A 22,308-nucleotide genomic window follows, 5' to 3' on the forward strand; every position below is an offset into this window, starting at 1 on the left:
AAAATTCAGAGAAAAGGAGGAAAAACGATGATACATCTGGACCTGCACGATCCACGGCCGATGTACGAGCAGGTGGTCGATCAGATGGAAATGCTCGCGGTGCGCGGCGTGCTGGAGGCGGATTCCAAGCTGCCCAGTGTGCGCCAGATGGCGATGGAGCTTTCCCTCAATCCGAACACCGTGCAGAAGGCGTACAGCGAGCTGCTGAGCCGTGGCGTGATTTATTCCGTGCGAGGAAAGGGAAATTTTGTATCGAGTGACTGCTCGCGCATCCGGCGGGAAAAGCTGGAGGAAATACGCAGTGCCATTGGCAGGCTGCTGGAGCAGGCACGCGAACTGGGGGCAACAACACAGCAGTGCAATGAACTGCTGCGGTCATTTATGGAGGTGGAACAAGTATGATTCGGGCACAGGCTGTGCATAAGAGCTTTGGCAGTATGCCGGCGCTCGACTCCGTGACGGCGGAAATCCGTACCGGCTCGATTTACGGGCTGATCGGTTCCAATGGCGCGGGCAAGTCGACCTTCCTGCGCATTCTGGCGGGCATTCTGCGGCCGGACAGCGGGTCGGTGACAATAGACGACCAGCCGGTTTTTGAAAATCCGGAAATCAAGAGCCGGTGCTTTATGATTTCGGATGAACCATATTTTTTCTCCGGCTGTACGCCGCGGGATTTAAAGGAATATTATAAAACGATTTATCCGCATTTTGACGAGGCGCGCTTCCGCAGCCTGATGAACAATTTCGGGTTGGATGAACGGCGCAAGATCCGCACGTTCTCGAAGGGCATGAAAAAACAGGTGTCGGTCATCTGCGCGGTGTCCTCTGGCGCGGATTACTTATTCTGTGACGAGACCTTTGACGGGCTTGATCCGGTCGCGAGGCAGGCAGTCAAGTCGTTGTTTGCGGGCGATGTCGCGGAATTCTGTGCAACACCGGTCATCGCTTCACACAACCTGCGCGAGCTGGAGGATTTCTGCGACTGCATTGGGCTGCTGCATCGCGGCGGCATTCTGTTTTCGCGCGATCTGGACGACATGAAGCTGAATATCCAGAAAATCCAGCTGATTCCCGGCGACATCCCGGCACCTGAAATCCTGCGCGATCTGGATGTGATGGATACACAGCGCAGCGGACGCATGTTGACGGTCACGGTGCGCGGCAACCGTGCGGAAACCGAAGCGCGTCTGCGTGCAGCGAATCCGCTGTATTTTGAGCTTCTTCCGCTGTCGCTGGAAGAAATCTTTATTGCTGAAACGGAGGTGAACGGCTATGACGCGAGAAAGCTCATCGTTTAAGTTCCATACCCTGCTGTCCAACTGCTGCCGCAGGCAGGCGGCGCTGTTCACGCTGTCACTGGTTTCCATGCTTGCCGTTCTGCCGGTCGGCATGATTCTCACCATTCAGTCATTGCTGCGGTATGCCTGGGACAGGAGCGACCCCGATTCCTGGAGTAACATGGTGGACACTGTTCGCAGTGGACTGATGGCACAGGAGCTGGCGAATGTGGTGCTGATGACGCTGGCGGTTGTCGCAGGCATTGCGATGTTCCGCTATCTGCATTCGCGCAGCCAGACGGATTTCTTCGGCGCGCTGCCGGTTCGTCGCGGACAGATTTTTGCCGTCCGCGCGCTCACTGGTGTTTTGTCAGTCCTTCCGGCGTATTTGCTCAGCGTCGTGCTTACCTGCGGCGTATGTGTCGCCTACGGTTTTGCGGACGCCATCGACGGAACACAGCTGGCGTATTCGATTCTGACGCATGTTGCGGGCTTCCTGTTCATTTATGTCGTCAGTATTCTGGCGGCAATCCTTTGCGGGCACACATTGGTGTCGCTGCTCGTGTGCGGCTGGCTGCAATTTGGGCTGTTCTTCGGTGTTTATGGTGTGAGCTGCCTGCTGAGTATCCTGTATCCGGCGCGTGTACCCGCGCAGCCGGACGGCGAGCTGTGGCTGTCGCCTCCGGTGGCGCTGTTCCGCATGACGACAGCGCTCAGCCAGCTGTGGACAGACCAGACGGATTATGCCATGCAGTGTGTGCTGCCCGCACTGGGCTGCCTGATTGCGACGGCTCTGATTCTCGCGCTGTGCTATGTCCTGTGCCGCATCCGCAAGAGTGAACATGCGGGACTTTCCATCGCGTTCCCCGTCATTGAGCTGCCGTTCAAGCTGTATATGGTCAGCGTCGTCGGCATCGTGTGCGGACTGGTCTTTCAGGCTACGACCTGCGACTGGAAGACGATGTTCCTTGGCATTGCCATCGGTGTGGCGGTTGCAGCGTGTGTGGTGGAGATTGTGTACGATCAGGATTTTCACAGCCTGTTCCGTCGCTGGAAGAGCACACTGATATTCGGTGCGGCGGCGGCGATTGTACTCGCCTGCATGGCGATGGATGTCACGCACTGGAACAGCACGCTGCCTGACCGGGAGGACATTGTCGGCGCGGATCTGTCGGCAGATGATCCGTCCTGGAGCTGCGGTACAGATTATGAAAACGGTTGCAGGGTGTACACCAGCTTCTCCATTCTGGGTGTCCCGGTGGAACGGGAAGAGGAATCGGAAGAAGCAATTCCAAGCCTGCTGGAGGAACCGGAAAACATAGATGCGATTTATGCTTCGGCATCCATGGGCGCACAGGCGATGCAGGGGGATCGCAGTACCGTCATGGATGGAACGTGGAGCTATGACGTCACATTCCAGTTAAAAAACGGAAAGATTTTCCGTCGCAATTATTACATGCCGTGTGAAACCGACCAGATTGCAGAGAACAGCACGAAAGTACGCTTTTCTCAGGAATATCTGAATGCACGTACAGCAATTGCACGGGCGGAAAAGAGAAAGCATCAGATTACCTTCCTGATGGTCGGCAACTATGTTGATGTTGGCGATATCAATTCGACGGGCAGCGGAAAAAAGATCAGCAACCAGAGCACGATCATCGACATTCTGGAAACACTGAAAGCGGAGTCCCTGTCCATCACACAGGAATATGCCGAAGCGCATGCACCCGTTGCGATCCTGCGTGCTGCTACACAGGATCTGATCGACCAGTGGGAAGGCGTCAATATAGACCTCTGGGACTGGTCTACCGATCAGGATGGTATATACGACATCCCGGTGTATGAATGCGAAACACGGACGCTGGCGCAGCTCAGGCTGTACGCGAAAGGCTTTGCCCCCGGCTTTGGAGATCAGAAGGTCACAAGTGTTGTTTCGACCGTTTACGACGACGACGGTACAGAGCATGAGACCGTCTATACTGAGCCGGATCAGATTGCCGAATGGAGCAAAAAACTCGTGCCCAGTTCGTTTGATTCGGTCATCGATCCGATTTACGGTCTGGATTATGAAAGCTATGTTGTAAAGCTGGCGGACGGCACAAGCGTTCAGTGCACCGCACATCAGGAGTCCGGCGCGGAGCGTGAGGGCGATGCTGCCAGCAGCACCGGAGTCGGCATCATCGGCGGAACGGATGGCCCGACCGCTGTCATAGTGACAACTTCCTTTGGTTCGCCCAAAGCAATCGTGGCAATTATCCTGCTCACGGTGGGCATCATCGCGGCTGTTGCGGCAGCCTGGCTGATTCACCGGCGCAGAAAACGGCAATAACACTGTGTAGTCAGAAACGACGGCAGCACCTGTGCATACGCGCAGGTGCTGCCTGCTGTCTGCGGAAAATCAGGGCGGAATACGGTTTATTTCCAGAGAAAACCGGAGAAAATGACACAATTGTTTGGTACAACACTTTACAAATAGTTATAAAACCAGTATACTATAAATACCAGACGCAGCCCTGCACGGCAGTGGTATGCGTGTATGCTTTTGAGAGATGGAGCAAACATCAATGGCAAGTGACTTTTCCCGTACTTTGGCGCTGCTGCGCCGCGAAAAGAGAATAAGCCAGCGGACAGCCGCCGGAGACCTTCAGGTTTCACAGGCCCTGCTCAGCCACTATGAGAATGGTTTGCGTGAACCAGGTCTCAGCTTTGTTGTACGCGCAGCTGATTACTATGGCGTCTCCTGCGATTACCTGCTGGGGCGTAGTATGTCGCGCGACGGCGGCACGGCACTCGCACCCACTCCGGCGGAGGCCGGGGAGGACGAGGCGGACAGCGCAGTGCTCAACAAGAAGCTGGTTGCGGATTCCGCATGCGTCCTGCTGGATGCCGCGGCAAAATCCGGCTCACAGCAGCTGGTGGACGAGCTGACGACCTATCTTTCAACAGTGGAGTACAAGCTGTTCCGCTATCTGTATGCGGCGGACAAGTCCAACCCATCGGAAGCCTTCCGCACCGATGAGGATCGCTTTGACGCGCTGTGTGATGCACGCATGAAGCTGACCGAACTGCGCATCCGTTGCGCGGCGAACGGCGGCGGTGCGCTTGGCCTGAAGCAGGAGGATGCGGAGCTTCCTGATCTGTCGCTGGCGGCACTGCCGGATGATTATCCCGGTCGCGCGGAGTCACTGTTGCATGTCCTGCAAAGCGTTTCTGATTCCATTGAAGAGTTCGATCAGACCACTCGAAAAAAGAAGTGAGTCGAATGAAAAAAGTTTTTCAAAAATTTTTGAAAAAAGTGTTGACAGATCGAATGCTTCATGATAATATATAACACGTCGCTGAGAGAACACAGCGGACGACAAAGGCGCGGCACGCTGGTGTAGCTCAGTTGGTAGAGCAGCTGATTTGTAATCAGCAGGTCGGGGGTTCGAGTCCGTCCACCAGCTCCACTTTCTGCGATCAAGTGAATATGGGAGGTTTCCCGAGTGGCCAAAGGGGGCAGACTGTAAATCTGTTGTCAACGACTTCGGTGGTTCGAATCCACCACCTCCCACCAAGCTTTGAAAGCCCGAATCTTTACGATTCGGGCTTTTTTCTGCACATTTCATGCAAATAAAAATCCGAGCGGAATCGAAGAAAAATTTCCGTCCGGATTTTTGTCGTAGTATTGTCGTAAATTTTTTCCGTTACAGCGTGAGGATATCCCCGTCATCCGGCACATGCACCACAGGCGGCTCAGGAACGCCGCTGAGCCATTGATTTGCTTCCGCCAGGTATTTGCCCTTGCGGATTTTTTTGTCCGTCCTGTCCTCCAGATGCCACAGGACGGCGTTTTTTACCTGCATGTCAGCGGATTCCATACACGCTTCCTTCATTGTCGCGTGTTTTTTCTCGTAGGCGTGGAATTGTCCCTCGTCGGCATGGCAACAGAGCACTTCGCGCAACAGCCAGTCCGTATTGCGCCCGATTTCGGCGGTATGGGGCTTTAACGGTTCGTCGCCCGCAAAGACCAGTGTCCGATCACTGTGCAGCCGCAGGGTGTAGCCATATTGCAGCGTTTTTTTCGAGCCGATATCAAAGAAGGTTACCGGCCAGGAGGCAATCTGCCGCGTTTCGCCGGGCTGGACGGCCTCAAAGAAAATATATTTCCCGATCATGCGGTAAAATTTCGGGCGCAGCATCATATTACACATAGCGTCAACCGTGTCCAGAACCTCTCTGTGCCCGTAAAAGGAGAGGGTGCCGTTATAATGACCCGCCTGCATTTTGACAGACAGCACGCGGATGAGCCACAGGGCGCCGAGACAGTGATCCATGTGGGCATGGCTGAGGAAGACATGGTGGATGTCCTCCGGCGCAATATCCATGTCCCGCAGGCGTTTTAACAGGCCATTGCCGCCGCCCGTATCGGTCAGAAAAAGCTCTGCGCCGTCGCGGATCAGAAAACAGGTGTTAAACGCTTCAACTGACGTTGCATTTCCGGTTCCGAGTACATACAGCTGTTCCATTTTTATCTCCCTTCGCTTTGCGTCTGTGCCGGTCTCTGCTATTATTATAGGGGAAACGTGATCTGTCTGCAACCGATCGGCCTGCGCCTGTGCTCTGACGGAATTGTGCAGGCAATTGACGGAATGCGGCAAGAATTTTGGCATGGGATTGTATTATGATAACGATATCATGATGTGGAGGAGAAAAACAACATGCAGATGGAACTGATTCAGAATGTTACCAACGATGGGGAATGGCTGATTGCCACCGATGACACAATGCGTGAAATCAGGTCACATGGTACGGGAGATTTTCCGTTCCAGTGTTACAGCGAGCTTTTTGACTGGAGATACAATATAGGGGATATTGGATGGCACTGGCACCGGGAGCTGGAATTTGTGCTGGTACAGGAGGGGGCCATTGAATATCAGGCAGGGGACAGGGTCGTCAGCCTGAAAAAAGGCGACTGTGCCATGATTAACAGCGGTGTAATTCATCATGGGGGAATGCATAATGCGGGAGAAAAATGGTGCAGATTCATCAATTTCCTGTTCCTGCCGGAGCTGGTTGCGCCGGGAAATTCAGCTATTTACAGGAAATATGTGGAACCGGCGCTGGATTCGGGGGCGGATGTCATTGTATTTAACCGGGACATACCGTGGCGAAAACGTATTTGCGAATGGCTGGAAAACCTCTGGAATATCTGCCGGACGGCGGAGAGCATGCCTGAGCTGCAAATCCATATCAACGTGTGCAATCTGTGGCTGGAGCTGGCGGCACATGTAAATGAATACCGGGAACAGCCGAAAACAGACCGGAATATTGTCATGCAGGCACGCCTGCGCAAAATGATGCAGTTTGTCTGGGAGAATTATACCGAGCGCATTTCTGCGGACGATATTGCCGGTGCAGCCAATATCAGCCAGAGTGCCGCGCTGCGGTGCTTCCGGGCAGGAACCAATATGTCTCCGGTGGAGTATCTGAATGATTACCGGCTGCGGTGTGCGAAGGAAAAGCTGCTGACCACACACAGCATGATATCCGAAATCGCGCTGTCTGTCGGTTTTGAGTCGGTCGGATATTTCAACCGGCTGTTCAAAAGAGAGTTTGGCATGACGCCGCGACAGTTCATTCAGCAGGAGACAAGCTGCAAAAAATGATACATGACGGAATTGTGCAACCATCTGACTGAATTGCGCAAAAAATTGAAAAACAAAAACGGTCTGCCGGAAATGTGCAGGAAAATGCCGGGATAGTGGAATTACATACGGATAAAATGCACTATACTGAAAAGCGAAGAAAGACTTCTGAATGGATATGGCATCAGGAGGTGTTCATAGAAATTTACGTAGTTTCGCTGTTTCTTTTCTTTCTGTCATGATATGACAGAATCTCTTTTGTATCAAACGACAGATAAAGATGGGGCAGCAATGGGAAGCCGCAATACAGCCCATCTTTATCTGGCGGTTTGATCCAAATCCCGACACAAAATGAGAAAGCAGAGGTAGACCACATGAAAATGAAAAAGTTTTTTGCACTGTTGATGGCAGGCATCATGACAGCTGGCATGCTGGCCGGCTGCGGCGGTTCGGAGGATCAGGCTGCACAGGCGAGCGACCCGGCGCCCGATACCAAATTATCGTTTATTGTTTCTTATAAGGATGAATATCTTGGCATGCTGGACATGGCAGTGAAGGCCGCTGCAGAATCCAAAGGGTGTGAACTGACATCGACGGGTTGTGCCGATGATATGGATAAACAGCTTCAGTATGTACGTGCGGCTGCCAGCAATGGGACAGATGCCATTCTGGTCGTCCTTGCGGACGACATGCGTGCCGATGAAGTGGTTGAAGCGGCAGGTGATACAAAAATTGTATTTATCAACCGTATCCCGCAGGATGAATCGGTACTCGACGAAAACCACATCTATGTCGGCTCGGATGAGAGCTGCTCCGGCACCTATCAGGGCGAGATGCTGGCAGGAGAACTCAAAAAGGAAGGCAAGGACAACATCAATTATGTGATGATTGAAGGCACCGCAGGCCTGATCCACACCATCCAGCGTTCGGAAGATGTGCTGAAGGTGCTCGATGAAGAGGGAATCACCGCGACTGCTGCTGTGGAGCCGGTTGACTGCGGCTATGACCGCATCACGGCAATGGATCAGATGACTGTCATGCTGGCAGAGGGGCTGGACATGTCCAAGGTCGACTGCGTGATTGCAAACAATGACGCGATGGCGCTGGGCGCTCTGGAATCGCTCCGGCAGAACGGCATTGATACTTCTGACATTTTGGTTGTCGGCATCGACGGCACCAATGCAGGCCTTACAGCGGTTTCTGACGGTACTATGCTGGCAACGGTATACCAGAACGCGACCGGACAGGCAATTGCAGGCGTGCAGGCAGCGATCAACCTTGCCACAGGCGCCGAACTGACCGAGGGAATGAGCTATGAGACCGATGAGGAAAACAGCAATATTATCTGGGTTCCGTTTGAAAAAGTCACTGCGGACAATGTCGCAGAGTACCTGTAATTCCATATTGTGTAAGACAGAAGGCGCCGGATCCGTCCGGCGCCTTTTTCTGCCTTTTATGGAACATTGTTTTTTTAAATAAAACAGATAAAACCTGCCTGAGCCCCCTGTCCTTTTTTGGTTTTATTTGTTACAATAAAAGAGAATAGAAGAGCCTTGGGATTTCACAGAATTTATGTGAGGAAACGGAGGCTATTATGGAACACTATAATCCATTACTGAAGAACAACGACAGTCCAAAGAAATTTTTTGCGATCGGTGAGATCATGCTCCGCCTGACCCCGCCGAACTATGAAAAAATCCGCATGGCGAGCAATTTTGAAGCGAGCTATGGCGGCAGTGAGGCGAATATTGCGCTTTCCCTCGCCAATCTCGGCGTAGACAGCACCTTTTTCAGCGTCGTGCCGAACAACAGCCTCGGAAAGAGTGCCGTGCGCATGCTGCGCAGCAATGATGTCCACTGTACGCCGATGATTCTGAGCACACCGGAGGAAACGCCATCGCACCGTCTGGGCACGTATTATCTCGAGACCGGCTATGGCATCCGCCCGAGCCAGGTCATTTATGACCGCAAGCACAGCGCAATTACCGAGTACGACTTCAGCGGCGTCGACATTGATGCGCTGCTGGACGGCTTCGATTGGCTGCATTTGAGCGGCATCACGCCCGCACTCAGCGAAAACTGCCGCAAGCTGATTATGGACTGCCTGCGGGTGGCAAAGGAAAAGGGCATGGTTGTCAGCTTTGACGGCAACTTCTGCAGCAAGCTGTGGACCTGGGAGGAAGCGCGTGATTTCTGCACGGGCTGCCTTCCGTATGTCGATGTGCTGCTGGGCATCGAGCCGTATCACCTCTGGCGCGATGAAGACGACCACAGCAAGGGAGATTACAAAGACGGCGTGCCACTCCAACCGAGCTATGAGCAGCAGGATGAGATTTTCCAGGCATTCATCGACCGCTACCCAAATCTCAAATGCATCGCGCGCCATGTGCGCTATGTCCACAGCGGCAGTGAGAACAGCCTGAAGGCATTCATGTGGTATGACGGGCATACGTTTGAGAGCAAACTGTTTACGTTTAACATCCTCGACCGCGTCGGCGGCGGCGATGCATTTGCCAGCGGCCTGATTTACGCGATGATCCATGATTATCGCCCGATGGATATGATTAACTTTGCGGTGGCAAGCAGTGTGCTCAAGCATACCATTCATGGCGACGCGAACATTACCGATGATGCGCAGGGCATCCGCAGCCTGATGAACATGAACTATGATATTCAGCGATGAGCCTGAAAATAGAATGGGAGCGCAGCCAGCGTTGCTGTGCTCCCTTTTGTGTACCGCAAAACCATCGGAATACCGGGGCGTATCTGAAAACCGGTTTTCGGATACCGCCTGCCTTGAGATATGGAAAAGGAGGATAATCTATGGCAAAAAAAGCAAGAGAGAATACGCTGTCCGATGATTTTACACAGGGCAGCATTGCAGGGAAACTCATCAAATTTATGATACCGGTGCTCGGCGCGCTGATTTTACAGGCGATGTACGGCGCGGTCGACCTCATCGTTGTCGGACAGTTTGGTACCAACGCAGGCATTTCCGGCGTTGCCACCGGCAGCAATGTCATCAACCTTGTGACTTTTGTTATCACGAGCCTGACGATGGGCGTCACGGTGCTCATCAGCCGGTATCTGGGCGAACGCAGCGTGGAGCGCGTCGGAAAGGTGATCGGCGGCGCAATCTGCTTTTTTATCGCGCTGGCAGCGGTGTTAATGGCGGTGCTGTTGCTGTTTGCGCCGCAGTTTGCCTCGTGGCTCAATGCGCCGGAGGAGGCATATGACCTTACCGTCACATACATCCGTATCTGTGGTGCAGGCATTGTGTTTGTCGTCGCGTACAACGTCATCAGCGGCATTTTCCGCGGGCTGGGCAATTCTCGTCTGCCGCTGATCTTTGTGCTGATTGCGTGCATCGTCAACGTCATAGGCGATCTGGTCTTTGTCGCAGGGCTTCAGCTGGATGTCGCGGGTGCGGCACTGGCGACGATCCTCGCACAGGCGGTCAGTGTTGTTCTGTCGTTCGTCATTATCCGCCGGCAGAAGCTGCCGTTTACCGTTTCCCGGCGCGATATCCGGTTTAACAGGGAAATCGCAACGTTTTTACAGCTCGGCATCCCGCTGGCATTACAGGAGTGCCTGACGAATATTTCGTTCCTGATCCTGTGCGCGATTATCAATAATATGGGGTTGGAGGCGTCCTCCGGCTATGGCATTGCGCAGAAGGTTGTATCATTTATCATGCTGATCCCGTCCTCGCTGATGCAATCGATGTCCGCCTTTGTCGCACAAAATGTCGGCGCGGGGCTGGAAAAGCGTGCGCGCCGCGCTATGGTCACCGGAATGGCAATCGGCGTGACCATTGGTGTGTTCATCTGTGCACTGTCGTTCTTCAAGGGCGATATCCCGTCGTCCCTGTTCACTTCCAACGAGGTATTTATTGAGAAATCGGCGGAGTATCTGCGCGGCTTCAGCCCGGAGGCAGTTTTGACCTGCATTGTATTCAGCTACATCGGCTATTTTAATGGCCACAGCAAGCCGCTTCCGGTCATGGTGCAGGGCATTACAGCATCGTTCCTTGTCCGCGTGCCGCTGTCCTATCTGTTCAGCCTGAAGCCGGGCGCTTCGCTGGTCGATATCGGTATTGCTGTCCCGCTGGCATCGGTTTACGGCATTCTTTTCTTTGCGGTCTGCTATCTTTTCACGACCCGGAAGATGAAGCGAGACGGTACGCTGTAAGTGCAAAATCGCATAAAAAGAACGGAGCGGATGTGCCGAGGCACATACCGCTCCGTTTTCCTATGTACGATGAAAGAGACAGCTGATTACTGGCTGATGGTTGCCTTGAGGGCGTCGATGGAGGTCTGGAGGCCAGCCTCTACGCTCATGGTCAGGTCTTCCATCTCGAGGGATACATAACCATCGTAGCCCATCATCTTGCAGACGGAGAAGAATTCCTTCCACCACTGCAGGTCACGACCGCAGCCAACTGCTACGTAGTTCCAGGTGCGCTCAGCGGAAGCGTCAACCGGCAGGTTCTCCAGCAGGCCGTCAACGTCAGAGTTGTAGCGCTCGATGCGTGCGTCCTTGCCGTGGATGTAGAAAATCTTGTCGCCCAGTGCGCGTGCAGCAGCGATCGGCTCTGCACCCTGGAGCATCAGGTGGGACGGGTCGAGGTTCAGGCCGAGAACATCGGAATCCTCGCCGACAACTTCACACAGCTTGTTGAAGGTGCGGACGTTGTGTACCAGTGCGCCCGGGAATTCCTCGATTGCAATTCTTTCAACGCCGTTTTCCTTGGCGATCTTGCAGGTTTCTTTCCACCACGCAGCAGCGACTTCCCACTGATACTTTACGCCTTCAACCATGTAGTTGAAGCCGTCGTACTCCGGCCAGGAAACAGTGGAGACAAACCAGTTCGGGGTCTTGTCGCCCGGTGCACCTGCCGGCAGGCCCGACATGGTGACAACTGTCTTGACGCCCAGCTTGCCAGCCAGAACGAAGGTGTCACGCATGGTCTTGCTGTGTGCATGCCCCATCGGGGTGTCGATCAGCGGGTTGCCGGAGCAGTTCAGTGCAGAAATTTCCATACCGCGCTTGTCCAGCTCAGCCTGGAAAGCTGCGCGCTTTGCATCGTCGTTGATGAGCTCTTCCGCAGACGGGATGAAGCAGCAGCCGCCCCAGCCGCCAGCAGTCATTTCGACTGCGTCGATGCCATAAGCCTTAACCTTGTCGAGCATTTCAGTGAACGGGATCTTGCCGAATACGTCAGTGCAAATAGAAAGCTTCATAACAAATTCCTCCATACTTTCATACTTTGTTTGTTGCCGGGGCGCTCAGATCGGCGCCCCGGCAGGGCATGTTGTTGTGTAGAAAAGTGGTATGTGAAGTAAGTTAAATTACTTTACGTCAACCCAGACAGCACCCTTGTCAGCGGACTCTGCGCATGCATTGATCCACTTGATGCCGTCGATGCCGTGCTCCAGATCCGGGTAAACCAGGTTCTTGAGCGTCTCTTCGTCGCCGCGGTTCTTTGCGTCCATTGCAACAGCGAAGCGGCCGTACAGGTTGGACCAGGACTCGATGAGGCCGGTGTAGTGCAGCGCACCCAGACGCTCGTCTTCCTGTGCCTCCGGAGAGAGGTAACCCATGCCACGGTACAGAATCTGCTCCGGCTGGCCCTGCGGCTGATAATGCAGTTCGTCCGGATGCATGTCGTTCCACTCCAGGGAAGCCTTGGAGCCAACGATGCGGATGTGCTGGGAGCTCATGTCGCCGGCGTTGACGCAGGAGCACCACATACGGCCAACCGCACCGTCTTCATAACGCATCAGGACATATGCATTGTCCTCCAGCGGATAACGGGAGCCGACAAAAGCCTGACGGTCACACAGAACCTGCTTCAGCTTCTGATCCGGGCAGATCATCTGGGACATGTAGTAGGTATGGGTGGACAGATCGCCCAGAACGAATGCGCGGCCTACCTTGGACGGGTCAACACGCCACTTCTGGCCTTCGGACTTGACGTCGCCTTCCGGATCACAGCCGAAGCCATGTGCATAGCGCAGGTCGATCATGTTGATCTTGCCCAGCATGCCGGAGGTAACCATCGAACGCATCTGCTGGAGCAGCTCGAAGCCGGAGAAGCCATAGGTAACACAAACGATCTTGCCCTTCTCTTCTGCCAGTCTCTTGATCTCCTCGCCCTGCTCAACCTCGAAAAACAGCGGCTTCTCGCAGATGACATGCAGGCCAGCTTCCAGAGCTGCCTTGGTTGCTTCGTAATGCAGGAAGTTCGGGGTAGCAATGTCAACAGCCTCAATGCCGTCCTCGCGCTTTGCCTCTTCTGCGAACATGGTCTGATAATCCGGATACAGACGATCCTCATCCATGCACAGGTTCTTGCCGAACTCCTTGCAGCGATCGAAGTCAACGTCGAATGCCGCAGCAGTCAGAACGAACGAAGTGTTGTCGCGCATTGCGCCCAGACGATGCTTGTAGCCGACCTGAGAGGTCTTGCCGCCGCCTACGATGCCCCAACGGAAGGGGCGCTCAATTTTCTTTTCACCGATCTGCATACTAGTAATTCCTTTCCTTTTCTGTCTCTTTGTTTCTGTTTTTTTGGGTATTTCACCCAGACTATAAAATCGCCGGTTCAAAGGCGGTTTTCACTTGGAGAATGTTTGGATTTGCTTTATGTGCAATTCAGCAAAAATATGATGGGTTTTGGTAAAAGCTTACGAAAAAACACTGTTTTCTTTGTTATATTTGTTACTTGTGTTCTTTCTGACTGTAGTATAATCTATTATTATATAATCGTAAATACGCGTGGTTGCTATAAAATCCATCGCATTTGCTTTTTGAAATGGAGGCCAGTTTAAGCATGAAAAGTGTTGATCCCGGAATCCTTCCGCAGTCCCATTGTTCCACCTTTCAGCCATCCGAAAGTGCGAGAAAGTCACTGATTTATATGACCTGGTGCGGGCATTATTTTTGCACCAGGCAGTACTATATGAGCCGTGATACATATCCATACAACCTGCTTCTGTTTGTCCGCAGGGGAGAGATGGATCTGCGCTATCAGGGAAGCGAATACCTGGTGCAGAAGGGAGATGTCGTCCTGCTCGACTGTGTGCATCCGCATTATTATCGCGCGCATGACGGACTGGAGTTTGTGTACATTCATTTCGATGGGCTGAATTCCCACGATCTGGTCAACTGGCTGGTTGATCTGAACGGCGGGCCGATTTTCCGGCAGGAAAAAAATCTGGAGGTCGGCAAGGAACTGTATGATACCGCGCTGATGCATGAGCGCGGCACGGTACAGAATGCACTGCATGTGCATTTTTGGATCAATCAGCTGCTGCAAAAGCTGTCGCTGGTTGCGGTTCCGCCGGTGACGGAGGGTTCACCGATTGATGAAGCCATCCAGTATATCATTCACAATGTCGGAGAACAGATCACACTGGATGATCTGGCGCGGCTAACCAATTTCAGTCCGTGCTACCTGTCGCATTCATTTAAAAAGCAGACAGGCTATTCGCCGTCAGAGTACGTCATCAATACACGGCTTGAGAAGGCTCAGCGTTTGCTGACTCATTCGCGTAAGTCGGTCAATGAAATTGCGTTTGAGGTAGGTTACAGCTCGGCCAGCAGCTTTATCAATGTGTTCACACGCAAGGTTGGTTACACGCCGAAGGCATTCCGCACCATGCAGCAGGGCGGCGGTGCGGCGGCAAAAGCGCAAGATTAAATTTCAGAACAGACGCAAAAACAGCCGTTGTCGATGGGGGTCGACAACGGCTGCCTTGCTTGTCATATTAAGGGTGGCGGTCATCATAAAATCCCAAGCAGATGACCGCGCGGATTCCAAATAAATAGAAGAGAAATTCTATGTTCTAAAGAGAAAATACAGCTGATTATGAATGATAGTTGGGGGAAAACATCGTCAGATTACATGTAATCCGCAACGTTGTCCTTGGTAACCGGCTCAAACGGTACCCAAGCGATGGAATCGCTGTAGGATTTACCGGAGTCGTCAAGTGCGTACTCTTCCATGCCCTTGTTCACAGCATCGCCGTTAATCATGTTCATTGCTGCGATAACAGCGCCGCGACCCTGACCAACCGGATTCTGGAATACTGTCATAGCGAGCGAGCCCTCTTCAACTGCCTGTGCGCCGTCCTTGGTGCAGTCGATGCCGACGATCGGGAAATCGATGTCAATGCCGACATCCTTGCAGGCCTCAACACAGCCAAGTGCCATTGCATCGTTGTTCGCAATAATGCAGTCGAACTTGGTACCGCTGGACAGAAGCGGCTGAATCATTTCCTGCGCGGTCGGACGGTCATAGTCGGCAACCAGCGGAGCAGAAGCTTCGGTAGCCGTAATGCCATTGTCTTCAAACGCCTTCAGAACGCCCGCGGAACGCTTGGTGGTGGAAACCTGACCCAGCGTGCCCTGAACCATCAGATACTTGATTTCGTTCTGGCCCTTGTCCTTAAAATACTGTGCAAGGTATTCACCCTGGTAGTAGCCCGAGGTATCCTCATCGGAACCGACGTAGCATACGTTTTCTGCATCCAGTACGTGGAGATCCGTAGGCGGACGGTTTACGAAGACCAGCTTCATATCGCCGGCTGCGTCAACCAGAGACTGTGCAGCTTCTGCGTCTACCATCAGGCAGATAGCAGCTTCCTGTCCTGAGTTTGCACAGGTTTCAAGATACTGAATCTGCTTCGCAGCATCGTTGATTGCGTCCTGGGTAACAATCTTGTAGCCCAGTTTTTCAGCTTCTGAGGACATTGCCTGCTCGAGGCTGGACATGAATTCATCGCGCGATGCGATGACGAACGTCAGCTCTTTCAGATTTTTGTTGGAGGCTGTCGAGCCGCTATCCGAAGAACTGCTGCTGCCGCCGCAGCCTGCCAGCATGCCTACACTCAGCGCACCGGCCAGTGCCAATGCCATCACTTTTTTCAGTTTCATCCTTGTTTCCTCTCTTTCTGTTATAAATATGACAAGTATGTAAAACGGATCAGCAGGTTACGGATTGTAAAATACTGTTCCGATTTTACCGGAATACAGAATGTTTCTTTTAGACACTCTGATATTGTTGAGTTAATTATAATTGATTTGCGAAAATAGTAAATGCGCCTTCTTGTTACATAATTCATTGAATTTACGGATTTATACCGATATAAATTGCGAATAATTGCAGAAAAATTGATTGAATTTGCGACAGAGTTCATCGATTTTGCTGTTATATGTAGTACATGAAAATACTGGAATTGAATCGAAAAATGCACAAGAGTGTGGCAGAAGCCGGGCGTCTGCCGACACGGACTGGTTTCTATTCGGAACATACGACCCGCAGCTGAAACCGAATGCGTAAACTGCCGTACAGTCAGGAGGAAAAACACGAACTTTTGTACGAAAACCGTTGGATATGTCTGGAAAAAACGAAAAAATCGTGTAAAATCAGGTTACAGGTAGTTTACAAAGTCGTAAAAATTTGTTACTCTGATATCAAACAAATATCAGGTGAACAGTTTATCATACATTCAGTGAGAGGAGTTAGAGGGTTGTACATGAAGAAAATGCAGCGAATCGGTGCGATGCTTCTGGCGGCATCCATGGGAATCAGCATGATGCAGACCGGCGTGCTTGCGGCTGATACCGTACAGGCGGATACAGCCTGGCAGCAGACAGCGGCACAGACCTTTACCGGGTTTGCAAATGCCGGCACAAAGATTGCAGAGGTTTCCTTTACCTTTGGACAGGCGGAATCCGAGCTGACGGCACAGATGCCGCAGACGTTGACCGCATATCTGACAGATGGCACAACGGTGGAAATCCCGGTGAGCTGGGTATGCCTTGGCGACTATGCGAACACCGACGATTATTATTATGAATATGTGCCGCAGTGGGATATGAGTGCTTATGCGCCGGAGGGCGTGCTCGACAGCACGAGCGGTGTACCGTATGTGCTGGCATACCGTGTGGATGCGGTGGATTCTAATACGCAGCCCGGCGTATCGACTAAGGCAGCGCTGAGCAGCAATGTCTACACGATTTTTAATTTCCTCGTTTCAGAATGCGGATTTCATGCGGCGGCTGCCTGCGGCGTCATCGCAAACATCGAGTGTGAATCCAATTTCAACCCCAATCTGTGGGGCGATAACAATAAGAGCTACGGCATCTGCCAGTGGCACAATGAACGTCTGACTGCCATGAAGAACTGGTGCGACAGCAACGGCTACAGCTGGAAGACACTCGAAGGCCAGCTCAACTACCTGAAAAAGGAGCTGTCTGCCAACAACAGCGCCTATCTGTATAACGGACTGACCATTGCCAATAAGCTCAAGGCAAAGGCGAATACGGCGGACGGCGCATATGATGCGGGCTATGACTGGTGCTACTACTATGAGGTACCGGCGAACAAGGAGTTCCGCTCCAAAGAGCGCGGCAACCGCGCGAGAGATACATACTGGCCGCAGCTGAAGGATTCCAGCGTCACGGTTGCCCCGGATGAGACACAGTCCGGTCAGGTCTATTCTATTTTCTCCGATGTAAAGAAGGGCGCATGGTACTGCACGCCGATCCAGTATGTATATGACAATGGAATTATGACTGGCACGAGCAAGACCAAATTTGAGCCGAATACCTCGCTGAATCGTGCGATGGCGGCGACTGTACTGTACAAGCTGTCGCAGACCAACAGCAAATTGAAGCTCAGCTCGACCAATAAGGCCAGCTTTTCCGATGTCCCGTCCGATGCATGGTATGCAACGGCGGTCAAATGGGCAGCCGGTGCAGGCATTGTCAAGGGCTATGACAACGGTACCTTTGGGCCCACGGACAAGATCACACGCGAGCAGTTCGCCACGATCCTGTATGCTTATGCGAAGAAGCTCGGCTGCAATGTGTCGGCAACCACCTCGCTGAGCAGCTATTCCGACAGCGGAAGTATTTCCAGCTATGCGACAACCGCGATGAAATGGGCGGTTGCGAAAAAGATTATGAGCGGCAGCGATGGAAAGCTCCGCCCGAAGAGCTCACTGACCCGTGCAGAGGCGGCAGCAATGATTCGGAGCTTTGCGGCAACGGTTGCCTGATAATTCCTGATAACGGAAACCGGAACAGCTGGAATCGACAAGATTCCAGCTGTTTTTGCGCATGTAGCGGGAAGAATATTGTCGATGTGCGGAAAATACAGTATAGTAAAATCAATCTTATTGAGGAGACATATGGAGCTTTTGAAATGTGCCTGCATCGAACCGATGTATGCCGAGCTGCCGTTTCTTGACCGATTTCAGGCGGCAAAAGAGGATGGCTTTGATTATGTGGAATTCTGGAGCTGGACAGATAAGGATCTGGACGCGGTGAAAGCTGCGGCAGAGAAGGCGGGGATCCGGATCAGCGGCTTTAACGGCGACGCGGATTATTCGCTGATTGATCCGACACATAAACAGAAATATCTGGACTTCCTGCGCCAGTCGGCTGCGGCGGCGCAAAAGATCGGCGCAGAAAGCGTCACGATTCATTCCAATGCGCTGGGTGACGGCGGTATTGTCGTCAACCATTATGATGAGCTGTCCGACACGGTCAAGCTGTGTTCGATGTATGACATGCTGCTGGAATGCGCGAAGATTGCGGAGGAGAGCGGCATTTCGATGAATCTTGAGGCGCTCAACATCACGACGGATCATGTCGGCAATTTCCTCAAAAACACGCAGATGGCAGCGGAAATGATCCGGCTGATCGGCTCGCCGAAGCTGAAAATTTTGTACGATGCGTATCACATGCAGCTCAATGAGGGCAAAATCTGTGACACCATTACGGAGTATTTCGACACTATCGGACATATTCATATTGCGGACGCGCCGGGGCGGCATGAGCCGGGTACGGGTGAGATCAATTATAAGCATGTCATGGATGTGCTCAAGAAACTGGGTTATACCGGACGGGTCGGCTGTGAGCTGTTCCCGGCGACCGATACCCCGACTGCGGTCAGGGCAATCATGGAAATTTTCTGATCTGCCGATTTACAGGCAAAAAAAGACAGGCGGCTGTGATTTTTACAGCCGCCTGTTTGCGTCGATTGGGCGTTTGATGTATGGTGTATCTTATGCGTTTTCTGCAGCGGGTTCCTTTTCAAACAGCTTGCGAATACCCATGACGGCAACGATGACGCCGAGTGCGAACAGCAGGACAGCGAAGACCAGCTGGAGGCCGTCGCCGAAGGCGTTGGCAGAGGTGCCGGCCAGCAGACCGCCGCCCAGAGCGATAATCTTGAGCGTCAGGGCAGTGAACGTGATGCCCAGCATGCAGACCATCGGGAACCATAGCATGAAGCCCTTGCGGTGTGTGTGCTTGAGGAAGACGGCACAGGCGATGAGCGACAGTGCACCGAGCAGCTGGTTGGCAGAACCGAACAGCGGCCAGATGTTGGCATAGCCCATCTTTGCCAGTGCAAACGCCAGAATCAGCGTGGCAGCGGTGGCAACATACTTGTTGGAGAAGAACTTGATGGTCGGGGACAGGTTGTCCATGTCAGTGTCAGCATCGACAAAGAATTCCTGGAAGGACAGACGGCCGACACGAGCGACCGAGTCGAGCGAGGTCAGGCCGAAGGCGGAAACCGCCAGCAGGATGAGCGTGGAGGAAACCGTTTCCGAAATGCCCAGCTTGCTCAGGAAGGTTGCAATTGCGGATGCAAAGATCTGCGGAGGCGTGCCTTCCGGCAGCGTAGCGCCGCTTGCGAGGAAACCGACACAGACGAGCGAAATGACGGCCAGCATACTTTCCATCAGCATGGCGCCGAACGAAACCGGAAGCATGTCGCTCTCGTTTTTGATCTGCTTGCTCGCCGTACCGGAGGATACCAGAGAATGGAAACCGGAGATCGCACCGCAGGCGATGGTGACGAACAGCGTCGGGAACAGATAAGAGCCGTTGACGTTGAAGGCAGTGAACGTCGGCAGGTTCATCGACGGGTTGTAGACGACGATGCCGACGACAGCAGCGACAATCATGACAACCAGCAGATAGCTGTTGAGGTAGTCACGCGGCTGGAGCAGTGCCCAGACCGGGACAATGGATGCAATAAAGATGTAGATGAAGACGAACAGGTGCCAGAAGCTGGTGGTCTGGTAAACCGGCAGCGCAAGGCCGATTAAGATGCAGGCAACCAGCAGGGCAATTGCAATGACGGTGTTTGCTGCGGTCGGCAGGTGGGTATACTTCAGGAAGAAGCCCAGGCAGACAGCTGCAACGATAAACAGGATGCTGGTGGTGGCAACCGAGGCGTTGGCAGCGATCTGAGAGCCATCCGCTGCGAAGCCGTTGAACGTGCCTGCAACGATGTCTGCAAATGCTGCGACGACGAGAATGGAGAACAGCCAGCAGAACAGCAGGAACAGCTTCTTGCCCAGCTTGCCGACATACAGCTCAATGATGACACCGATGGAGTGACCCTTGTTCTTTACCGAAGCATACATGGCGGAAAAGTCCTGTACTGCGCCAAAGAATACGCCGCCCAGCAGGCACCACAGCAGAACCGGTACCCAGCCGAAAATTGCCGCCTGAATCGGACCGTTGATCGGGCCGGCGCCGGCGATAGAAGCGAACTGGTGGCCGAAGACAACGCCGCGGTCAGCCGGGACATAGTCCACGCCGTCCTCCAGTTCATAAGCGGGCGTCTTTGCGTTCGGATCGACACCCCAGGTTTTGGCAAGCCACTTGCCGTACAGCAGGTATGCGCCGCCGAGTACAACAATGGCAATTACCATCATGGTAAGACCATTCATAGTAAAAACACTTCCCTTATAAAATTCCCTCCTGATTCCCAAAATCAGAAACAGCCCCCGCCTCCGGCGGGAAAACCGCTGGAGACGGAGGCTGGAATTTTTCCTCCGCGATACCACTCCAATTGTCGTGTGATACGACCGCTCTGCCGCAGCTGCCGGCAGAATCTGCCGCAAGTGCGTTTCCCGATAACGGCGGGATACCGAACCGTATTACTGGACTGGAGGGAACCAGTCGTTGTGCGGCCTGCTCGCAGGGGATAAATCTGCCTGTGTCCTGCCGCCTCGCACCGACCGGCGGCTCTCTGGAAGGTTGAATCAGTCAGACCCGGATTCCTGTTCACTGCATTCTGGAAATCTGAGATTGGTTTTAAGTATACTCCGGAAATGGGAAAAATCAATGGAACAATTCACAAAATATTTACACTTTTAGGGAGCTGTGCGGGACATCTTGGCAAAAACGGAAATAAGTTACCCATAAGATTATCGTGTTTCCACCAGAAAGTGCAGAAAACACAGCTTTTCATTTTCAGATGATTGTGGTATAATACCCCAAGATTGTAATCCGAAGCGAGGGGATGCGAAAATGAATATCTGGCATGATTTACAGCCGGATCTGGTCCGAAGGGAAGAATATACCGTATTTACGGCCAACAGCATGGGAAGTACGGCGCGCCTGTCGTTTGACGGGGATGCAGGTCTGCTGTGCCTGGATCATTTGAGTGATTCCAATATTGGCGCACCCAATAACACCGGCTTTCTGCCGCGCACATGCACAGAGGACGGGCTGCCGATTGAAACCATCCTGCTGTGCAGCCAGCCGCTGCCTGCGATGACGCTGGTGCGCTGCCGCCCGGTCGGCCTGATTGCACTGCATCTGGAGGACGGCGGCACGCGCAATTACATAATTTCCGCCGCCTGTGCGGATGAGTTCTGGAGTGCCTGCCTGACGGTGGATGAAATCCCGACCGCAACGCGCAAGGCGATTGTGCGTTATCTGCGCTATGACCAGCAGCTGGTACGCCGCCCGGTGAGCGCCACTGAGTTCTGCGGTCTGGAGCAGGCGGAGAAGTATTTTGACGCCTGTCAGCAGAATTATCTGCTCCGCTATTGTGGGAAAATCCCGCCGCAGTCCTGAAAAAGTGAACAGGTGGGGGAGATTGCACGATCTCCCCGTTTTTTTGCGCAGGCGTCAGCTGCCGAAATCCTCCAGAAAGGAAGCAAGCTCCTGCTCGGAATACAGCGGGAAGCCCTGCTGCATCAGCTTCTGGTCGTATGCGCGCAGGGAGGAAAGCCGGATATCGGTCACCTCGGCCGCCGTGTCCGAGCCGTAGGGATAGATGGCGAGTACGCCGTCGGTGACGCGCACCATATACAGGGGCTTGTCTTCCTGCTCCTGCGCGGTGAGCGCCTCGGAAGCCGTGACAGCCGGTGCGGAGAACTGCTGCCAGAGCAGCATGGAGAACAGTGCCGCGCAGCACAGCGACAGCGCGATAACAGTTTTTTTCATGACAGGTTCCTCCTCGGGAACAGCACCGCCGTACCATTTCACGGCAGAGCTGCAAAAAATAATATGGAAATTATCCAAAATCATTTGCTCGTTTTGTTACAGTTTCCCCGAAATTTTGGAGATTATACCGGGGA

At 53.1% G+C, this 22,308-nt stretch carries 18 protein-coding genes and 2 tRNA genes; 14 read left to right on the plus strand and 6 right to left on the minus strand.

The window, feature by feature from the left end; translation table 11 throughout:
- Positions 1–27 precede the first annotated feature (27 nt).
- The 6 genes from ACLM7Z_RS07070 to ACLM7Z_RS07095 all read left to right on the plus strand — a co-directional run bounded on the left by ACLM7Z_RS07070 (position 28) and on the right by ACLM7Z_RS07095 (position 4,833).
- A complete protein-coding gene (locus tag ACLM7Z_RS07070) occupies positions 28–402 on the plus strand; it encodes a GntR family transcriptional regulator (RefSeq protein ID WP_273349101.1) in 375 nt (124 codons plus the stop codon).
- Positions 399–1,298: an ABC transporter ATP-binding protein gene (locus ACLM7Z_RS07075; RefSeq protein WP_273349100.1), complete on the plus strand. Its 900-nt coding sequence runs from the start codon at positions 399–401 to the stop codon at positions 1,296–1,298. The genes ACLM7Z_RS07070 and ACLM7Z_RS07075 overlap by 4 nt, the downstream gene beginning before the upstream one ends.
- Positions 1,273–3,606, plus strand: a complete 2,334-nt coding sequence (locus ACLM7Z_RS07080) for a hypothetical protein (RefSeq protein WP_435645744.1) — start codon at positions 1,273–1,275, stop codon at positions 3,604–3,606. The genes ACLM7Z_RS07075 and ACLM7Z_RS07080 overlap by 26 nt, the downstream gene beginning before the upstream one ends.
- A 235-nt stretch (positions 3,607–3,841) precedes the next feature.
- Positions 3,842–4,534 (plus strand): helix-turn-helix domain-containing protein, encoded by a 693-nt coding sequence (locus ACLM7Z_RS07085; protein WP_165761130.1) that lies wholly within the window; start codon positions 3,842–3,844, stop codon positions 4,532–4,534.
- Positions 4,535–4,650: 116 nt separating this feature from the next.
- Positions 4,651–4,726 (plus strand) — tRNA-Thr (locus ACLM7Z_RS07090).
- Between the two features lie 22 nt (positions 4,727–4,748).
- A tRNA-Tyr gene (locus tag ACLM7Z_RS07095) sits at positions 4,749–4,833 on the plus strand.
- A 130-nt stretch (positions 4,834–4,963) separates the two neighbouring features.
- On the opposite strand, the gene ACLM7Z_RS07100 is transcribed toward ACLM7Z_RS07095, so the two are convergent.
- The gene (locus ACLM7Z_RS07100; RefSeq protein ID WP_435645745.1) at positions 4,964–5,785 is read right to left on the minus strand and encodes an MBL fold metallo-hydrolase; all 822 of its coding nucleotides are present in this window, start codon (positions 5,783–5,785) and stop codon (positions 4,964–4,966) included.
- Between the two features lie 192 nt (positions 5,786–5,977).
- Here ACLM7Z_RS07100 and ACLM7Z_RS07105 point away from each other — a divergent pair, with 192 nt between their 5' ends.
- From ACLM7Z_RS07105 to ACLM7Z_RS07120, 4 genes are all read left to right on the plus strand, one after another.
- Positions 5,978–6,925 (plus strand): AraC family transcriptional regulator, encoded by a 948-nt coding sequence (locus tag ACLM7Z_RS07105; RefSeq protein ID WP_087021818.1) that lies wholly within the window; start codon positions 5,978–5,980, stop codon positions 6,923–6,925.
- Between the two features lie 353 nt (positions 6,926–7,278).
- Positions 7,279–8,301 (plus strand): substrate-binding domain-containing protein, encoded by a 1,023-nt coding sequence (locus ACLM7Z_RS07110; protein ID WP_087021821.1) that lies wholly within the window; start codon positions 7,279–7,281, stop codon positions 8,299–8,301.
- A 197-nt stretch (positions 8,302–8,498) separates the two neighbouring features.
- Positions 8,499–9,587 carry a sugar kinase gene (locus ACLM7Z_RS07115; protein ID WP_435645746.1) on the plus strand — a complete coding sequence of 363 codons (1,089 nt, stop codon included), beginning with the start codon at positions 8,499–8,501 and terminating at the stop codon, positions 9,585–9,587.
- Positions 9,588–9,727: 140 nt separating this feature from the next.
- Positions 9,728–11,095, plus strand: a complete 1,368-nt coding sequence (locus ACLM7Z_RS07120; RefSeq protein ID WP_087021827.1) for an MATE family efflux transporter — start codon at positions 9,728–9,730, stop codon at positions 11,093–11,095.
- 86 nt (positions 11,096–11,181) lie between these two features.
- Here ACLM7Z_RS07120 and ACLM7Z_RS07125 read toward each other — a convergent pair whose 3' ends face one another.
- On the minus strand, positions 11,182–12,147 hold the full coding sequence (locus tag ACLM7Z_RS07125; RefSeq protein WP_087021830.1) for a sugar phosphate isomerase/epimerase family protein: 966 nt from the start codon (positions 12,145–12,147) through the stop codon (positions 11,182–11,184).
- A 108-nt stretch (positions 12,148–12,255) separates the two neighbouring features.
- On the minus strand, positions 12,256–13,434 hold the full coding sequence (locus ACLM7Z_RS07130) for a Gfo/Idh/MocA family protein (protein ID WP_087019711.1): 1,179 nt from the start codon (positions 13,432–13,434) through the stop codon (positions 12,256–12,258).
- 305 nt (positions 13,435–13,739) lie between these two features.
- Between ACLM7Z_RS07130 and ACLM7Z_RS07135 the strand changes: the two genes are divergently transcribed.
- Complete coding sequence (locus tag ACLM7Z_RS07135) at positions 13,740–14,609, plus strand: AraC family transcriptional regulator (protein WP_273350090.1); 870 nt, start codon at positions 13,740–13,742, stop codon at positions 14,607–14,609.
- Positions 14,610–14,809: 200 nt separating this feature from the next.
- Here the strand turns inward: ACLM7Z_RS07135 and ACLM7Z_RS07140 are convergent, their stop codons facing one another.
- Positions 14,810–15,844 (minus strand): sugar ABC transporter substrate-binding protein, encoded by a 1,035-nt coding sequence (locus ACLM7Z_RS07140; protein ID WP_087021836.1) that lies wholly within the window; start codon positions 15,842–15,844, stop codon positions 14,810–14,812.
- Between the two features lie 602 nt (positions 15,845–16,446).
- On the opposite strand from ACLM7Z_RS07140, the gene ACLM7Z_RS07145 reads away from it, so the two are divergent.
- Positions 16,447–17,973, plus strand: coding sequence for a phage tail tip lysozyme (locus tag ACLM7Z_RS07145; RefSeq protein WP_435645747.1), 1,527 nt, complete (start codon positions 16,447–16,449; stop codon positions 17,971–17,973).
- A gap of 132 nt (positions 17,974–18,105) precedes the next feature.
- A complete protein-coding gene (locus ACLM7Z_RS07150) occupies positions 18,106–18,894 on the plus strand; it encodes a hydroxypyruvate isomerase family protein (protein ID WP_087021842.1) in 789 nt (262 codons plus the stop codon).
- Positions 18,895–18,984: 90 nt separating this feature from the next.
- Here the strand turns inward: ACLM7Z_RS07150 and ACLM7Z_RS07155 are convergent, their stop codons facing one another.
- Positions 18,985–20,667 carry a carbon starvation CstA family protein gene (locus tag ACLM7Z_RS07155; protein WP_087021845.1) on the minus strand — a complete coding sequence of 561 codons (1,683 nt, stop codon included), beginning with the start codon at positions 20,665–20,667 and terminating at the stop codon, positions 18,985–18,987.
- Positions 20,668–21,250: 583 nt separating this feature from the next.
- Here ACLM7Z_RS07155 and ACLM7Z_RS07160 point away from each other — a divergent pair.
- On the plus strand, positions 21,251–21,802 hold the full coding sequence (locus ACLM7Z_RS07160; RefSeq protein WP_087021848.1) for an inorganic diphosphatase: 552 nt from the start codon (positions 21,251–21,253) through the stop codon (positions 21,800–21,802).
- Between the two features lie 54 nt (positions 21,803–21,856).
- Here ACLM7Z_RS07160 and ACLM7Z_RS07165 read toward each other — a convergent pair whose 3' ends face one another.
- Complete coding sequence (locus tag ACLM7Z_RS07165) at positions 21,857–22,174, minus strand: hypothetical protein (RefSeq protein WP_087021851.1); 318 nt, start codon at positions 22,172–22,174, stop codon at positions 21,857–21,859.
- Positions 22,175–22,308 lie beyond the last annotated feature (134 nt).

Origin of the sequence: Butyricicoccus porcorum, from assembly GCF_051246315.1 — a bacterium.
Classification (GTDB): domain Bacteria; phylum Bacillota; class Clostridia; order Oscillospirales; family Butyricicoccaceae; genus Butyricicoccus_A; species Butyricicoccus_A porcorum.

Coding starts and splice junctions, on each gene's coding strand:
- ACLM7Z_RS07070 (WP_273349101.1), top strand. CDS start 28: ATGATACATCTGGACCTGCACGATCCACGGCCGATGTACGAGCAGGTG.
- ACLM7Z_RS07075 (WP_273349100.1), top strand. CDS start 399: ATGATTCGGGCACAGGCTGTGCATAAGAGCTTTGGCAGTATGCCGGCG.
- ACLM7Z_RS07080 (WP_435645744.1), top strand. CDS start 1,273: ATGACGCGAGAAAGCTCATCGTTTAAGTTCCATACCCTGCTGTCCAAC.
- ACLM7Z_RS07085 (WP_165761130.1), top strand. CDS start 3,842: ATGGCAAGTGACTTTTCCCGTACTTTGGCGCTGCTGCGCCGCGAAAAG.
- ACLM7Z_RS07100 (WP_435645745.1), bottom strand. CDS start 5,785: ATGGAACAGCTGTATGTACTCGGAACCGGAAATGCAACGTCAGTTGAA.
- ACLM7Z_RS07105 (WP_087021818.1), top strand. CDS start 5,978: ATGCAGATGGAACTGATTCAGAATGTTACCAACGATGGGGAATGGCTG.
- ACLM7Z_RS07110 (WP_087021821.1), top strand. CDS start 7,279: ATGAAAATGAAAAAGTTTTTTGCACTGTTGATGGCAGGCATCATGACA.
- ACLM7Z_RS07115 (WP_435645746.1), top strand. CDS start 8,499: ATGGAACACTATAATCCATTACTGAAGAACAACGACAGTCCAAAGAAA.
- ACLM7Z_RS07120 (WP_087021827.1), top strand. CDS start 9,728: ATGGCAAAAAAAGCAAGAGAGAATACGCTGTCCGATGATTTTACACAG.
- ACLM7Z_RS07125 (WP_087021830.1), bottom strand. CDS start 12,147: ATGAAGCTTTCTATTTGCACTGACGTATTCGGCAAGATCCCGTTCACT.
- ACLM7Z_RS07130 (WP_087019711.1), bottom strand. CDS start 13,434: ATGCAGATCGGTGAAAAGAAAATTGAGCGCCCCTTCCGTTGGGGCATC.
- ACLM7Z_RS07135 (WP_273350090.1), top strand. CDS start 13,740: ATGAAAAGTGTTGATCCCGGAATCCTTCCGCAGTCCCATTGTTCCACC.
- ACLM7Z_RS07140 (WP_087021836.1), bottom strand. CDS start 15,844: ATGAAACTGAAAAAAGTGATGGCATTGGCACTGGCCGGTGCGCTGAGT.
- ACLM7Z_RS07145 (WP_435645747.1), top strand. CDS start 16,447: ATGAAGAAAATGCAGCGAATCGGTGCGATGCTTCTGGCGGCATCCATG.
- ACLM7Z_RS07150 (WP_087021842.1), top strand. CDS start 18,106: ATGGAGCTTTTGAAATGTGCCTGCATCGAACCGATGTATGCCGAGCTG.
- ACLM7Z_RS07155 (WP_087021845.1), bottom strand. CDS start 20,667: ATGAATGGTCTTACCATGATGGTAATTGCCATTGTTGTACTCGGCGGC.
- ACLM7Z_RS07160 (WP_087021848.1), top strand. CDS start 21,251: ATGAATATCTGGCATGATTTACAGCCGGATCTGGTCCGAAGGGAAGAA.
- ACLM7Z_RS07165 (WP_087021851.1), bottom strand. CDS start 22,174: ATGAAAAAAACTGTTATCGCGCTGTCGCTGTGCTGCGCGGCACTGTTC.